The organism is Sphingobacterium sp. 2149, assembly GCF_031455655.1.
Taxonomy (GTDB): Bacteria; Bacteroidota; Bacteroidia; order Sphingobacteriales; family Sphingobacteriaceae; genus Sphingobacterium.
Genome location: NZ_JAVDTD010000008.1, coordinates 239,605 through 253,997, shown reverse-complemented (window position 1 = coordinate 253,997; position 14,393 = coordinate 239,605). Strand labels below are relative to the sequence as shown.

The window sequence follows — 14,393 nt, the reverse complement described above, 5'->3', positions numbered from 1 at the left end:
TACCATTGAATGTTTAAACAAAAATTATTCCAGTTTTATTTTCTGCTACAGATTGTAACTTATTCAAAATAATTTAAAGTCTCAAATCCTCCTTTTTTCAAGTATTCTTCCTTCCTCATCAAGTGAAGATCAGATTGTACCATATCTGTTACCAGCATCTGGAGATCATATTTTGGCTGCCATCCAAGTTTTGTATTTGCTTTTGTCGGATCACCAATAAGTAAGTCGACCTCAGTCGGCCTATAATATGCAGGATCAACTTTGACAACAGTCTGACCAAATTTAATCATTGACTGATCGATATTCAACTGCAGCAAACGCTCTTCATCAATATCGATAATAACACCCTTTTCCTGTTCTCCTTTTCCACTAAATTCAATCTCAATACCCAATTCAGCAAATGCCATCCGCACAAACTCTCTAACGGTAGTGGTCACACCTGTTGCTATTACAAAATCTTCGGGTGTTTCCTGCTGAAGAATCAACCACATCGCTTCCACATAATCCTTCGCATGCCCCCAGTCGCGTTGCGCGGATAGATTACCGAGGTATAGCTTATCCTGAAGTCCAAGAGCTATCTTTGCAACTGCTCTGGTGATTTTACGTGTCACGAAGGTTTCTCCCCTTACCGGGCTCTCATGATTAAATAAAATACCATTACAGGCATACATCTTATAGGCTTCGCGGTAATTTACAGTAATCCAATAACCATACATTTTGGCTACAGCATAAGGACTTCGGGGATAAAAAGGTGTTGTTTCGCTTTGTGGAACCGCTTGCACCAAACCATAAAGCTCAGAAGTAGACGCCTGATAAATCCGGGTTTTCTCAATCATCCCCAATAGCCTCACCGCTTCAAGAATACGTAATGTACCGATACCATCTGCATTTGCAGTATATTCTGGGGTGTCAAAACTAACTTTTACGTGAGACTGAGCAGCAAGATTGTAGATCTCATCCGGTTGGGTTTCTTGTATAATACGAATTAAATTGGTTGAATCAGTCAAATCGCCAAAATGCAAAGTAAAATTTCTATTGTCAAGATGAGGGTCTTGATAAAGATGGTCAATACGATCCGTATTAAATAAAGAACTTCGACGCTTTAAGCCGTGTACTTTGTACCCCTTTTTTAATAAGAATTCTGCTAGATAGGCACCATCTTGTCCTGTTATACCCGTTATTAAAGCAGTTTTGGTGTGTTGTTCAGCCATGTTTCTCTCTAGATTATGCAATACCCGACGAATCACCAGGTATTTGTCCCATCATCATATCTACGATAAGCGTATCCGTCCACAAGATTCTATGCATACATTGCTTCAAAATGTTGTGAATCCCCCCAGCTATGGCGTAAATAATCATAATGAATTGGGAATGTAAAAGTATTAAATTTTAAACAAAAAAAGCCATAGGAAATCCTATAGCTTAATGTTTTTCTACTTTTATCGTTTTGCGATTAATTAGAGCGCGTGAAATTAAAGACTAAATACGCCTCTCCATTAGCAACTGTCAATGGCATGCGCATAACTAATTTATTCCCATCCGAATAAGATAAATCTAAGCGATAACCAGTCGTTACGTTCTTTGCTTTGTCGCCTGCATAGATTTTTTTTAACTGAAACTGTGGTTCCCCTAGACCTTTTCCAGGATTATAGATAGACCAAAAGATCTCGCGTGATGCACCTGGAGCGCACAAAGTTCCCTGAGCGTTAAAGGTAATTGACCCCTTGCCATTTCCAATAAAATTCCATGTACTGCCTACAAAACATTCTGCAGGGGCTTCTTCAAAAACACTTTTAATTGTGAATGAAGATGGTAAATTCTCTCTATCGATTGTATTCAATGTCCAAGTTCCTTTAACGGCAGATTTCCAATCAGAAGCGCTTGGACCAGAAGCTGCACTCGTATTGGAAGAAGGATTTCCAGTTGATGTACCTTGCTTTTGTGCTCCACAAGAAAATAAGGTCACGGTAGCAAAAACAGTTGCTAATGATAAAACGAATCGATTCATATGTATAAATTTTAATTTCAAATTGTATTTTTGGAGTAAATTAATTCACAAATCATGAAGATTACAGCCAAAAATCATACCATAAGCAAAATAATAGCAAAAACTCTATTGCGGTTATTTGTCATTTTATTGGCCTTTGCTACTTATCCGCTTTTCTTAGGACAGGAAGCAAAAAGCAAATTGGATCAGATAAGCCTTGCATTTACGAATAAGATAGCCCTTTTAGCGCCTATTTTATTATTTTGCATCATCATTGGATTAATGATTGCTGTACTCAAGCACAAATATAACAGAATTGACCTAAATTGGCTATTTTCGCTCGCGACTATCTTTGGTATTTTGTATTTGATATTATTGTATTCAAGAATTTACCCAACGATTGCTTAAGCACAATTGCACATTTCCACAAAGTTTCTAACTTTGGATTCGCCAAATCGCTAATTACAGCCGAAGAGGATTGAACGCATAACTTTATATGGATAGAAAGAAGGGGCTCAAAATAGCCAAAAATATAGCAAAGATTGTTGTTACGGTGGGCGCCTTATATTGGGTATTCAGCAAGGTATCGGTAAAAGATCTAAAAGAAGCCATCATCCATTCCAACCCACTTTATCTATTCTTTGCTTTAGTCGCGTATAGTATCTCTATTTTTATTTCCTCTTCGCGCTTATTGACGTTTTTAAAAGCGATCGGCCTGGATGTCACTGAAAGATATAATTTAAAATTGTATCAACTCGGTCTATTTTATAACCTTATTTTACCTGGTGGTGTGGGCGGAGATGGATACAAGATATTCTTCCTCAGGAAACGATTTAATATTAAAGGAAGAAAACTATTTACGGCTCTATTTTTAGACAGATTAAGTGGTTTATGGGCATTATGCCTTATCATTGCAGCACTGGTAACCTATATGCCACAGCTGGGAATTCCAAACTATCTGACCATTATTTTATTTATTTTAGGGAGCATTCTCTATTATTTTATCGTCACCAAGTTCTTTAAGGAATACAAATCAACATTTTTAAAAGCGCATTTAAAGGCCATCGGCGTACAGTCGATGCAAGTTATCGCAGCTATCCTCATACTTTATGCTTTGGGTTTTAGCGGCAAATTCTCCCCTTACCTGTTTTTATTCCTAGCCTCTTCACTAGTTTCAATCATCCCCTTTTCCGTTGGAGGTTTAGGCATGCGTGAACTTGTGATTATGTGGGGAGCTGGTATCTTTCATGTCGACTCACACAATGCGGTATTAATCACATTGTTATTTTATATTATTTCTGCTCTCGTTGCGCTTTCGGGAATTTATTATATCTTCCATCCCAAAGCCATCGGAGAAGATAAATTGCCTACTGTCGAAGAAGTTGAACAAAGTCAAAAACTAGAAGAATAACATGGCAAATATTATTATTACAGGAGCCAGCAGTGGTGTTGGATTTGAAGCGGTATTGGATTTGACCTCTAAAAAGGACAACAACGTAATTGCATTGGCTAGATCAGCGGACAAACTAAGAAAGCTTCACGAAATTGCAGGCCAACTCAATTTTGATGGCGGAGCGTTATATCCTGCCCAATTTGATATTGTCTACGACGACTATGCTACGCTAGTCCCCTTCATTCAGTCAAAATTTGATAAGGTTGATATTTTGATAAACAATGCGGGTGCACTCATCTATAAGCCATTTATGGAAACTGATGGACAAGATTTTGCTGAAATGTTGCAGATCAATGTAATGGGGCACGTTAATATGATACAACATGTTGTCCCCATGATGCATGCAGGATCACATATTGTAAATATCAGCAGCATGGGCGGCTTCCAGGGATCCATGAAGTTTTCTGGTCTTTCAGCATATTCAGCCAGCAAAGGAGCATTATCGATACTCACAGAGTGTTTGGCAGAAGAATTTAAGGAAAAGGGAATTAAGGTTAACTGTTTAGCGTTGGGATCTTCTCAGACTGAAATGTTTGAGGCCGCTTTTCCGGGTGTTGAAGCCGGTACATTGGCCTTCGAAATGGGACGCTATATCGCGGATTTCGCTCAAAATGGACATCGCTATTTTAATGGAAAAATACTTCCTGTAGCGAATACAACACCTTAGTAAGTATACGATCTGCCCCAACTTAAAATCAGTACAAAAACAAAAAGAAGGTAATTTAATAAGCGGCTAAATTACCTTCTTTTTGTTTAAAACTATGCGGATAGATAATGAATTACTTGGTCTTCATCTTAAGCCACTTTGTCAGATCATCCATCAGTTGCTCGTTAAAGCTTTCTGAATTCTCAAAGTATTCTTCGATTTTACCCGTTTGAGTATTTTGAAAAAGATGGTTTAAGTTTGGATAATTTTTAATTGTCACATCTGTCGTATTTAGGTGCAGACGCTGAAGGCTATAAATATTTTCATTTGCAGGCACCTGAACATCTTTCCCGCCAAAAGAAGCAAAAATAGGTACTTTCAGCTGCTTCAGATAATAAGCCGGATCAATTCTGAGAAAAGTCATAAACCAAGGACTCATCATCGGACTGAGTTTAATTCTCATATCGGGAGTCAACGGATTGTTGTTATTTTGATGAATAAGTTCCTGTTCCAAAGTTTCAGCCAAAACCTTTGGTGGTTCATCCCTCATTAAAATAGTATATAATTTTCTGTTGTTTGCTTTATTGATCGTTAATGCCGCTTCCGACAATCCACCCGCCTTTCCTAAAGCATAACTCTGTAAGATTAACAATGAGTCTCCTTTTAATACCGGTCCAGATAGCAGTGCAATATACTTTACGTTATCATTCTCGGATGCGACTATTTCAGCAATTAAAGCACCCTCGCTATGGCCAATCATCCCGATTTTATCAACGTCAACGATGTTTTTTTTGCTTAAAAAATCTACTGCGGCGCTCGCATCAGAAGCAAAATCGATCGTTGTCGCTAAATTCACTTCGCCTTTCGATCCACCTATTTCGCGGTCATCATAACGCAGTACCGCAAAACCATTTTTAGTAAGATGATCAGCGAGAACCTTAAAAGGTCGGTGGCCAAACATTTCAGAATCTCTGTTCTGTTGTCCACTACCATTGACCAATACCACTGCAGGAAATGGTCCCTCACCCTTTGGATAGGTTAAGGATCCCGTTAAAAATGAATTACCTTTGTTATTTTTAAATGATACTTCCTCTTCCATATAGTTATAGGGAGGAAAAACATCCTGCTTACGAGACAGTCCACTCTGTTCATTTTCGCTCCTAACCAGAATCATCGCAGATTCAAAAGTTCCCTGCTTCATGCCGCCTTTCATCACATCTTTGTCCCGATCCAAAAAACCAGCATAAGCTAAACCGATATTTTTCACATCCATCCAAATAGAATCGTGTTGGATCCGTATTTGGCTTATTGCAAATTTTTGTGAAGTTTGCATTGGACTTTCAAAGGTTCCATTCCAATTTCCTGTGCTATCTTGCTGTAGATTGAATACCAGTAGCAACTTCTGCCCCGAAACACTTACCTCGCCCTTCCATGAGCCATCAAATGTCTGTGCATGGGAACATGAAAAATGGAAATAAATGATAAATAGGTACAAAATTTTTCTCATTGTCATTTTTTACTAAAAATATAACTGTTACTTAGATCCAATATAAAATATAATGCCACAAATAGTTTACTGATCTCCATTTTCTTATTGTTAACGATCACATTCATACCCCTCACCAACAAATTGAAGTGATAAAATAGGGATAACAAGCTGCCGATCGCAAAGATACCCAACAAGAGGATCTCCATTTTTATCAGCTCCCTCCAATGTATCATCGCCCTTTTGCACCGCTATCAGCCTTAATCGGCGAGTTTGTATAGGTCGTTGTACTAGCAAGAGATTTCAATTTATAAATCAGATCGTCGAGAATATTACGGACTGTCGGATAGGATTTTCCCATCTGATTTGCCATTTCTTTTAAACTTCCTGAATACTTCAAAAAGTTCATGACAAATTCCTGTTCCTCGACAGTGAGCTGCATGAGTAAGGGCAATGAAAATTTACCGACAACCTCAGTCTCACAGGAGTCACACACCAACTTAGAAACCTTTAACTTCGCTTCACAACAGGGACAATCAATTGGTATTTTTTTCATTAAACAATATGTATATTAACATTATTAAAGATAACATTAATAATGTTAAAACAAAACACTATAAAATCAATATCTTTCAAAAACCATTGCTTAATGATATATTTGTATCATTAAATAACGTTTATGAAGAAGTTTTTAGGCTATTTCCTATCTATAATATTTTGGTTCTGTTTTGGTTTATCCTTGATTATCTTCCACCCCATACAGTGGCTATGTTTGAAGCTAGGAGGATACAATGCCCATAAAAGGAGTGTAGATATATTAAATGCCTGTCTTGTCGCTTCCTATTACACGCTCTTTAACCGCGTGACATTTATCGACAATAAAAATATTCCAACGGGACAGCCCATTGTGTTTGTAGCCAATCACCAAAGTACGTTTGATATCCCCCCAATGATCTATTTCTTACGTAGATTTCATGGGAAGTTTATTTCCAAAATAGAACTTGCTAGTGGTATACCGAGCATCTCCTTTAACCTGAAACATGGCGGCGCCGCAAATATCGATCGCAATGACCCCAAACAATCTATTGCCGAGATACTGAAACTCGCCAACAATATGAAAACCAAAAACTGGTCGGCGTTTATTTTTCCGGAAGGAACGCGATCAAAGACGGGGAAAATGAAGGCCTTCCATGTTGGTGGAATTGCCACATTATTAAAGAAAAATCCAAATGCACTCGTTGTTCCGGTTGCCATCACCGGGTCCTACGAAATGGTACAATATGGGATGTACCCACTGACACCGTTTCTCCATATGACGTGGGAGGTACTCAATCCCTTAGATACGGAAGGTAAGACAATTGAGGAAATCGTAAAATCAGCTGAAGAAGCCATAAGATTGAGGGTCGAAAAATAGGAAAAAATTATTTGACTTGCCGACCTTTCCAGTCATACTTCCCAACATTACCCAATATACCGATATAAGTTAGGTAAAAGATATGCGCTAAGCTCAGTAAAGGCAGATACCATAAGAGTTCCTTTCTGCTTGCGAATACAGTTAAGGGCCGAATAAAAAGAAATTCGACGATCATCTTTAACAGCAATGCAAAAAGTACGACCCAGGCAACGAAATTTACGCCAAAAAGAGCGAGAACCAAAGCAACTAAAATCAATACATTAAAAAACCAAATGGAAATTCCCAAGGCGATCACACCTTTATTTTTATATTTAGTACTTTTCGAAGCCCAGCGTCGGCGCTGACTGATAAATGACTTTAGATCTGGTTTGGCATCCGTGTAAACAATAGCATCTTTTGATTTGCAAAACGTTATTTTTTCAGGATACTGTTCTGCGACTTTATGTAAGAAAAGTTCATCATCTCCCGAGGCAAGCTCATCGATTCCTTTAAATCCACCCATCTGTTCAAAAATATCTTTCCGATATGCCAGATTCGCCCCATTACAAGTTGTTGGTTTCTTATTTCCAATACCCGCAGCGCCAAGGCCTATCAAGTAAAGGAATTCCAAGGTCTGGAGTCGTTCAAAAAATACCTTTTCTTCTGAATACACTACTGGAGAAGACTGTAAATAGGCATTTTCTTTTTCGAATGTACCGACGACCGTTGCTAACCAATTTGGTCCCATACGGCAGTCTGCGTCAGTGGTTATAATAATTTCGCCCTTACAGCATGCTATAGCCCTTGAAATTGCCAGTTTTTTGTATGAATTCAAACGACCATTTTCATTCAATTGAATTAGCCTCACCCCTTTTCCAGCGTATTTCTTCACAATCAACGACGTATTATCGTCTGAATGGTCGTCAATAATAATAAGCTCCAAGAGTGCTGCCGGATAATTCTGCGCCAATATGCAGTCAATGGTACGGCCTATGTTTAGCTCTTCATTCCGCGCAGCTATAATCACAGAAATCGCTTTTGTTGGCTGAATAAGATTGCTGGGTACTGGGATTAAAGCCCAGCCTCTACGCATCCATAAAACCAGGATTGCGTAAACGCAAGCAAAACTGATCAATAAATAGTTAAGTATTTGTATCACCGAAAAAATTAATCTTAAAAACAAAAATAGAACCAAATACTGCCGGAAGAATCAAATTCACAAACCAAATACAGGAAACAATAGCCATGACAGCTATTTCTTGTGTCGTGATATAACTATATAGATTACTTGCTACAAAACTTCTTACACTGAAATCAAAAATATCCAATGTTGGTAAGGCGGCCTGGACAAAAAACAGGATAAAAATCATCAGAATCATGGATAACAGCGGCAGTTCAGGCAATGTAAGCTTCATTAAGATGATATACTGAGATGTAAAGATAATAAATCGTGCTAAGGAATTTAAAAGAACAATACTGAGTTCGGACATTGAATAATGCTCTAATACTTCAAAAAAAGGTTTAATACGGGTCAAAAACTTAATTTTACCGACCAACAAGTCAATCCATTTTACGTTGAAATATAATATGACAAATCCAGCAGCATAGATTATAGCGAGCAGCCATACGCCAAATTGTACCGATAAAGGGGGCGAAAGAAATCTACAGACAAACCAAGCAATACTCAACGCGCCGGCAACACTTGTCAAAACCAATTGCGCAAATAATCCTACTCCCATCGCCACAGCGCCCTTAGCCCTATGCTTGGGTTGTAGAAAAAGTACCCTCCCGCCATACTCTCCAATCCTATTAGGGGTAAAAATAGCCCATGAGAGTCCGCAAAAAACTGACTGAAATGCCCTCCAAAAAGAAATATTTTCCAATTTAGATGCGAGGTATCGCCATTTTACGACCTCAAGCAACCAATTGACAAGCATTAATACTACGATCAGGACAAGCGTCCATGCAACAGAATGTTGTTCCAAGCCAGCAATTAGTGTCTTAAACTTCTCAATATTATTTTTATCAGATACTTTCACGACGATATACCAGGTCGCTAGGGCGAACACCAATATCTTCAATAAAAGACTGACGTATTTTTTTTGTATTCCAGTCAACTTTTGATAATTAGAGAGCAATGTTACTAAATTTTAGCCAAATGATTAAGTTTTGTCGCATGCAATCCACGAATAAAACGCAAAATTTGTATTATTGCATATGCAGAAGGAAAAGGCGAAAGAAAGAATAATTTTAGGAATCGATCCTGGAACAGTCGTACTCGGATATGGTATCATCAAAGAAGTGGGCAATAATATATCACTGATCTCCATGGGTGTGATCAAAATGGGCCATTTAGATGATCAGGCACTAAAACTACAACGTATTTTCAAAAAAACCTCTGCTTTGATGCAAGAATATAATCCCGACTGTGTAGCACTCGAATCACCGTTCTATGGCAAAAACATACAGGTAATGCTTAAGTTAGGACGAGCACAGGGTGTTGCCATGGCGGCAGCACTTGCACAAGATATTCCGATTTTTGAATATTCTCCAAGAAAGATAAAACAATCTGTCACAGGGAATGGAAATGCCACGAAGGAGCAGGTTTCTGCAATGTTAAAGAATCTATTGAAATTTGAAGAAACACCTCAGTTTCTAGATGCTACTGACGGCTTGGCAATTGCTGTGTGCCATTCTTTTCAGAAGAATGCGGTATCTGGCAGCAGTAAATCCTACTCAGGATGGTCCTCCTTCATCAAAGACAATAAGGATCGCGTCAAGTAATTACATCTGCACCTGACGAATCACACTTTTTACGTTTAACTCGACGATATCGGTCATCGTTTTACATTTGAGGTAGGAGTTATTCTGATAGAATTCCGCATAGCCCTCGCGTAGCTGTTTAATATTTTCTAAAGTGGAGAGTACCTGCGTCTGCGAAGCATCCCTCAAATCAGCAATTCGGTGTCTTTCGCTTCGAACTCTGTGTACAATGGAAGAACGCTCCTCTTGTTGATATTGTAATACTGTCTTTTCGTTCAAATGTTCCATGGCCAGCTTAACATAGGGAAGGTTTTCCTTAAAAAATTGAGGCATATAAACTTTCGGATTCCCCTCATAAAACTGTTGGTCGAAATCAATAGCTCTAATTCTAAATTGAAAATCATCAAAATCAGGCGTAATCTGCATGACGAAATTATAGGCTCGCATATCACCCAATAAGGTAATAATACATCTCTCATTAAATTTTACAAACTCTTTGGAAATTCGGGTCAAATTATAATCCGGAGAAAACATCCGTGTTTTTGAAAACGTATCTCCAGGGATTCCGACAATATGTTCTTCAACCAGCGTATCGTGGTCTACCATGTAATTTACCTGATTGGGAGACAATATTTCTTCCAGCTCCAATCCATATATTCTCGACGCGTCGGCCTGTTTGATGTAGAAATAATCGTAAACATCATTTAGACGATTTACGATCCGTATACGAAATGGCTTCGTATTACCAAAACCGCAATATTCTACACGATCAATATATTTATGTTGTACTATACGCGTATTACCCGATGCTTTCAATTTTGCATAAATCACCTTTAGTCCGTCATACAATTGATCCATAAAGTAGGGTGGATATAGTGGAGTCTCCCAAAAGGTGTCGTTGCCAAATTTATCCATGACAGGTACTGTTTCCGTGAAATTCAGAAGATCCTTATATCCTATTGGCAGCTTTTCATCGCGCTGATACAGCTTAAGATATTTATGAAGTCCCTCACCAACTTCAAAAATTGGTTTCTTCTTCGAAATCTTTACGTCTTGAACTTCTTCCATCTCCTTTTCCGCTTTATTTTATTTACTCTACCAAAATATGGCGTTCAAATTTTTAAATGATCATACGATAAAACAAAATCATCAAATTTATAGTACAGTAAATCGATATTCTTTAATTATTCGCAATATATACTTAAATAATCTAGCCCAATATTGCTATCGTCCATGATAGCAATTACTTATCCAACAACAAAATATGCGCTAAAATAAGTATAACCACTTTCTATCAAAAACATATAACATTATCAATATCAATTCGTATTTTTTATTAAATTTACATCTATAAACCGAAAATTCTTAGTAATTTTGAAATAAATTTAATTATTTTAGCTATTGGTCCGATTCTGATGCAACGGCCAGTTAATGAACACAAAACCCATTGTTAATGGAAAATCAATATGCAAACTATGATCTAGACAATTTGGATATCCAAATCTTGTCTATTCTAATGAACGATGCCTCTATTCCTTATACCGAAATAGCAAAAAAGCTAATCGTATCAGGTGGTACAATTCACGTTAGAATGAAGAAGATGGAAGAACTAGGTATCATTAGAGGATCAAATCTGATTATCAATCCTCAAAAAGTCGGATTTGATATTACGGCTTTTTTGGGTATCTATCTTGAAAAAGGTTCACAATATGCAGATGCAGTAGATAAATTGAAAGAAATCAAAGAAGTGGTCGAATTACATTATTGTACTGGCCAATACAGTATTTTTGCCAAAATAATCTGTAGAGATACAGTGCACCTCAGAAAAGTACTGAATGAAGATATTCAATCTGTGCCTGGAATCCAACGTACAGAGACCATTATCTCTCTAGAAGAGAGTATAAAACGTCAAATCAGCTTGGTCTAGTATAAAAAAAGCTTCCATCAAAAATGGAAGCTTTTTTTATACTATCATTTCTAACATGCCGATATAGAGATCTATTCCAGCCCTAATCTCGTCAATATAAATAAATTCATCCGCCATGTGTGAGCGTGCGCTATCGCCAGGCCCTAACTTCAAAGAGGGAACAGGGATAAGAGCCTGATCACTCATCGTAGGTGAGCCATAAACTTTACGTCCCAGTGCAATACCCGCTTTAACGATTGGATGGGTGTCAGAAATCGAAGACGACTTCAAACGTGTCGAACGCGCTGAGACCTCCGATTTCACATGAGCTTTGATAATAGCTAATGTCTCTTCATTCGAATAAGCGTCTGTAGTCCTCACATCAACAACAAAGCTACAAGTAGCCGGTACAACATTATGCTGCGATCCCGCCTGAATAACTGTTACCGACATCTTAATTGGACCTAAGGTTGGTGAAGTTTTCTCAAATAAATAATTCCGAAACCAATCAATATCTTTGATCGCTTTATAGATCGCATTATCTCCTTCATCACGCGCAGCATGTCCAGCGGTTCCCACAGTGGTACAATCCAATACCATCAATCCTTTCTCTGCAACAGCCAAATCCAACAAGGTGGGCTCCCCCACAATAGCAAAATCAATAGGACCAATTTCATCCAAAACAGATTCTATACCATTCCTACCAGAAATCTCTTCTTCGGCGCTTGCAACGAGACAGAAGTTATATTTTAAATCCGATTGCTGGTAAAAATACAAGAAAGTTGCGATCAAAGAAACCAGACAGCCACCAGCATCGTTACTTCCCAGACCGTACAATTTCTCGTCCTCTACCGTAGCCTTTAGCGGATCCCTTGTATAACCTGTATTTGGTTTTACTGTATCGTGATGAGAGTTGAGCAGTATTGTTGGTTTAGCACGATCATAATGGGCATTATACACCCAAATATTATTGCCCTTTCGATAGGTTTTGATGCCTCGTTCCTCAAAGAAACCATAAATAAGATTTGCTGTAAGTTCCTCTTCTCTACTTAAAGAGGATAATCCAATTAATTGTTTCAAAAGATTTAAGGCATCCTCAAACAGGCATTCCTTATCCTTCATGATACAATCCTCCTGCCTTATCTGCAGACAGCTTAATCCCTTTTATAAAGGCAGAACTAAAACCGTTATGTTCCATCTCATTTAGTCCCGCAATTGTACAGCCCTTAGGTGAGGTTACTTTATCAATCTCTCCTTCAGGATGAGCATTGGTATGCAGCAACAAGTCAGCAGCCCCCTTTGCGGTCTGAACAGCCATTTTAAGTGCGTCATGTGCATGAAATCCAATTTCAACTCCGCCTTGTGAAGCCGCACGAATAGCACGAAGAAAGAAAGCGATACCGCACGCACATAATGCCGTCGCCGATGTCATGAGATCTTCATTAATGACAACCACTGAACCCACCGATTCAAACATATTTTCAACCTCTTTCAAACTATCGTCCGTAGCATTGTCACTGGCAATACATGTCATTGATTGACCTATTGCTATTGCCGTATTTGGCATCGCACGTATTACCGTGGCATCCTCACCCAACTCTGCTTTTAAATCAGCACAGGAAACTCCCGATACAATGGACACAAAAATTTGATTTGTCTTTTCAATTACAGGGGCTACTTCTAGCAGCACCTTTTTAAGCTGTTGCGGTAAGATAGCAAAGACGACAATATCAGCCCCCTGTACTGCGGTTTTATTATCATTGCTTACTGAAAAGCCACGGCTCGCTTCTTCGGCCAAAGCGTTCAGATTTCTCCTTGTCAATGTAATATCAGCAGCATGCGCAAATTGACTTTTTACAAGTCCCTTTGCCAAAGAAAGACCGATATTACCACTTCCGATAATGGTGACCTTTTTCATAGCGATCGTTAGGTTTAGGTTAGATTTTTATTTTAATGTCAAACAGGTACCAAACTGCCCTTGCTGGAATAAATGCAAATTATTAGCATTTCCAATATAGACCTCTTGAACACCTTTATTTATAGCATTGAATGCATTTTGCAGCTTAGGAATCATTCCTTCATGAACGACACCGGATTCCTTCAGCTGTTCAAACTCTTCAGACTTGATGGTTGGGATGACAGAATTCTCATCTGTTACATCACGTAAAACACCATTCTTCTCAAAACAGTAAACCAGAGACGTTTCATACAACGAAGCCAAAGACACCGCCAATGAGGAGGCGATGGTATCCGCGTTGGTATTAAGCAATTGACCAAGGCCATTGTGAGTAATCGCTGAAAATACAGGAACAAACCCGGCTTCTAGAAATTTCTTAATCGCAAGGGTGTTCACAGAGTCATGGAGCAAATCACCCACAAAACCGTAATCGACATCCTTAACGGGACGCTTTATAGCTTTTATAACATCACCATCCGCTCCTGTTAATCCAACAGCATCACATTTCAGATTTTGTAGTTTGGCAACGATAGTCTTGTTTGTCAATCCAGCATATACCATCGTTACCACACGTAACATTTCCTCATTTGTGACACGACGTCCCTCAATCATTTGGGCTTGAATCCCCAATTCATTGGCTAAACGAGTCGCAATTTTACCCCCGCCGTGGACAAGAATTTTCTTTCCTGACAATGCGGAAAACTTTTCTAAAAAAGAATCCAATTGGTGCTCATCATCAATAATATTGCCACCAATTTTAATTATATTTAATACACTATTAGCCATTACGCAACTTTTCCCA

Annotated in this window: 16 protein-coding genes; 6 read left to right on the top strand and 10 right to left on the bottom strand. The window is 38.4% G+C overall.

Going from position 1 to position 14,393, the window contains the following annotated elements; all coding sequences use genetic code 11:
* Positions 1–59: 59 nt before the first annotated feature.
* Both gmd and J2X77_RS13550 read right to left on the bottom strand, forming a co-directional pair.
* Positions 60–1,211, bottom strand: coding sequence for a GDP-mannose 4,6-dehydratase (gmd, locus tag J2X77_RS13555; protein WP_209577742.1), 1,152 nt, complete (start codon positions 1,209–1,211; stop codon positions 60–62).
* A 242-nt stretch (positions 1,212–1,453) separates the two neighbouring features.
* The gene (locus tag J2X77_RS13550; RefSeq protein WP_293938498.1) at positions 1,454–2,008 is read right to left on the bottom strand and encodes a lipocalin family protein; all 555 of its coding nucleotides are present in this window, start codon (positions 2,006–2,008) and stop codon (positions 1,454–1,456) included.
* A gap of 54 nt (positions 2,009–2,062) precedes the next feature.
* Here J2X77_RS13550 and J2X77_RS13545 point away from each other — a divergent pair, with 54 nt between their 5' ends.
* From J2X77_RS13545 to J2X77_RS13535, 3 genes are all read left to right on the top strand, one after another.
* Positions 2,063–2,395 (top strand): hypothetical protein, encoded by a 333-nt coding sequence (locus J2X77_RS13545; protein WP_310081153.1) that lies wholly within the window; start codon positions 2,063–2,065, stop codon positions 2,393–2,395.
* An 88-nt stretch (positions 2,396–2,483) separates the two neighbouring features.
* Positions 2,484–3,398 (top strand): lysylphosphatidylglycerol synthase transmembrane domain-containing protein, encoded by a 915-nt coding sequence (locus J2X77_RS13540; protein WP_293938496.1) that lies wholly within the window; start codon positions 2,484–2,486, stop codon positions 3,396–3,398.
* Between the two features lies 1 nt (position 3,399).
* Positions 3,400–4,107: an SDR family oxidoreductase gene (locus J2X77_RS13535; protein WP_293938494.1), complete on the top strand. Its 708-nt coding sequence runs from the start codon at positions 3,400–3,402 to the stop codon at positions 4,105–4,107.
* A gap of 112 nt (positions 4,108–4,219) precedes the next feature.
* On the opposite strand, the gene J2X77_RS13530 is transcribed toward J2X77_RS13535, so the two are convergent.
* Positions 4,220–5,593 (bottom strand): S9 family peptidase, encoded by a 1,374-nt coding sequence (locus tag J2X77_RS13530; protein WP_293938492.1) that lies wholly within the window; start codon positions 5,591–5,593, stop codon positions 4,220–4,222.
* 211 nt (positions 5,594–5,804) lie between these two features.
* A complete protein-coding gene (locus J2X77_RS13525; protein WP_293938490.1) occupies positions 5,805–6,128 on the bottom strand; it encodes a DUF2089 family protein in 324 nt (107 codons plus the stop codon).
* A 123-nt stretch (positions 6,129–6,251) separates the two neighbouring features.
* Here J2X77_RS13525 and J2X77_RS13520 point away from each other — a divergent pair, with 123 nt between their 5' ends.
* Positions 6,252–6,986 carry a lysophospholipid acyltransferase family protein gene (locus J2X77_RS13520; protein ID WP_293884696.1) on the top strand — a complete coding sequence of 245 codons (735 nt, stop codon included), beginning with the start codon at positions 6,252–6,254 and terminating at the stop codon, positions 6,984–6,986.
* A 7-nt stretch (positions 6,987–6,993) separates the two neighbouring features.
* Here the strand turns inward: J2X77_RS13520 and J2X77_RS13515 are convergent, their stop codons facing one another.
* Positions 6,994–8,124 (bottom strand): glycosyltransferase, encoded by a 1,131-nt coding sequence (locus tag J2X77_RS13515; RefSeq protein WP_293938488.1) that lies wholly within the window; start codon positions 8,122–8,124, stop codon positions 6,994–6,996.
* Positions 8,108–9,082 carry a lysylphosphatidylglycerol synthase domain-containing protein gene (locus J2X77_RS13510; RefSeq protein WP_293938486.1) on the bottom strand — a complete coding sequence of 325 codons (975 nt, stop codon included), beginning with the start codon at positions 9,080–9,082 and terminating at the stop codon, positions 8,108–8,110. Before J2X77_RS13510 ends, J2X77_RS13515 begins: the two co-directional genes overlap by 17 nt.
* Positions 9,083–9,182: 100 nt before the next feature.
* On the opposite strand from J2X77_RS13510, the gene ruvC reads away from it, so the two are divergent.
* A complete protein-coding gene (gene ruvC / locus J2X77_RS13505; protein WP_209577727.1) occupies positions 9,183–9,749 on the top strand; it encodes a crossover junction endodeoxyribonuclease RuvC in 567 nt (188 codons plus the stop codon).
* Here the strand turns inward: ruvC and J2X77_RS13500 are convergent, their stop codons facing one another.
* Positions 9,750–10,796 carry a hypothetical protein gene (locus J2X77_RS13500; protein ID WP_293938484.1) on the bottom strand — a complete coding sequence of 349 codons (1,047 nt, stop codon included), beginning with the start codon at positions 10,794–10,796 and terminating at the stop codon, positions 9,750–9,752. It lies immediately after the preceding gene.
* Positions 10,797–11,181: 385 nt separating this feature from the next.
* On the opposite strand from J2X77_RS13500, the gene J2X77_RS13495 reads away from it, so the two are divergent.
* Complete coding sequence (locus tag J2X77_RS13495) at positions 11,182–11,655, top strand: Lrp/AsnC ligand binding domain-containing protein (RefSeq protein ID WP_046674894.1); 474 nt, start codon at positions 11,182–11,184, stop codon at positions 11,653–11,655.
* A 36-nt stretch (positions 11,656–11,691) separates the two neighbouring features.
* On the opposite strand, the gene J2X77_RS13490 is transcribed toward J2X77_RS13495, so the two are convergent.
* From J2X77_RS13490 to argB, 3 genes are read right to left on the bottom strand one after another with little or no spacing between them, the layout of a single operon-like run.
* Positions 11,692–12,756, bottom strand: a complete 1,065-nt coding sequence (locus J2X77_RS13490) for a M20 family metallo-hydrolase (RefSeq protein WP_293938483.1) — start codon at positions 12,754–12,756, stop codon at positions 11,692–11,694.
* Positions 12,746–13,552 carry a pyrroline-5-carboxylate reductase gene (proC, locus tag J2X77_RS13485; protein ID WP_293938481.1) on the bottom strand — a complete coding sequence of 269 codons (807 nt, stop codon included), beginning with the start codon at positions 13,550–13,552 and terminating at the stop codon, positions 12,746–12,748. The genes J2X77_RS13490 and proC overlap by 11 nt, the downstream gene beginning before the upstream one ends.
* 27 nt (positions 13,553–13,579) lie before the next feature.
* On the bottom strand, positions 13,580–14,377 hold the full coding sequence (gene argB, locus J2X77_RS13480; RefSeq protein ID WP_293884702.1) for an acetylglutamate kinase: 798 nt from the start codon (positions 14,375–14,377) through the stop codon (positions 13,580–13,582).
* Positions 14,378–14,393 lie beyond the last annotated feature (16 nt).

What these genes read in the sequence shown, in the direction of transcription:
- ruvC (WP_209577727.1), top strand. Translation starts at nt 9,183, where the DNA reads ATGCAGAAGGAAAAGGCGAAAGAAAGAATAATTTTAGGAATCGATCCT.
- J2X77_RS13540 (WP_293938496.1), top strand. Translation starts at nt 2,484, where the DNA reads ATGGATAGAAAGAAGGGGCTCAAAATAGCCAAAAATATAGCAAAGATT.
- argB (WP_293884702.1), bottom strand. Translation starts at nt 14,377, where the DNA reads ATGGCTAATAGTGTATTAAATATAATTAAAATTGGTGGCAATATTATT.
- J2X77_RS13525 (WP_293938490.1), bottom strand. Translation starts at nt 6,128, where the DNA reads ATGAAAAAAATACCAATTGATTGTCCCTGTTGTGAAGCGAAGTTAAAG.
- J2X77_RS13520 (WP_293884696.1), top strand. Translation starts at nt 6,252, where the DNA reads ATGAAGAAGTTTTTAGGCTATTTCCTATCTATAATATTTTGGTTCTGT.
- J2X77_RS13490 (WP_293938483.1), bottom strand. Translation starts at nt 12,756, where the DNA reads ATGAAGGATAAGGAATGCCTGTTTGAGGATGCCTTAAATCTTTTGAAA.
- J2X77_RS13550 (WP_293938498.1), bottom strand. Translation starts at nt 2,008, where the DNA reads ATGAATCGATTCGTTTTATCATTAGCAACTGTTTTTGCTACCGTGACC.
- J2X77_RS13530 (WP_293938492.1), bottom strand. Translation starts at nt 5,593, where the DNA reads ATGAGAAAAATTTTGTACCTATTTATCATTTATTTCCATTTTTCATGT.
- J2X77_RS13500 (WP_293938484.1), bottom strand. Translation starts at nt 10,796, where the DNA reads ATGGAAGAAGTTCAAGACGTAAAGATTTCGAAGAAGAAACCAATTTTT.
- J2X77_RS13545 (WP_310081153.1), top strand. Translation starts at nt 2,063, where the DNA reads ATGAAGATTACAGCCAAAAATCATACCATAAGCAAAATAATAGCAAAA.
- gmd (WP_209577742.1), bottom strand. Translation starts at nt 1,211, where the DNA reads ATGGCTGAACAACACACCAAAACTGCTTTAATAACGGGTATAACAGGA.
- J2X77_RS13495 (WP_046674894.1), top strand. Translation starts at nt 11,182, where the DNA reads ATGGAAAATCAATATGCAAACTATGATCTAGACAATTTGGATATCCAA.
- proC (WP_293938481.1), bottom strand. Translation starts at nt 13,552, where the DNA reads ATGAAAAAGGTCACCATTATCGGAAGTGGTAATATCGGTCTTTCTTTG.
- J2X77_RS13535 (WP_293938494.1), top strand. Translation starts at nt 3,400, where the DNA reads ATGGCAAATATTATTATTACAGGAGCCAGCAGTGGTGTTGGATTTGAA.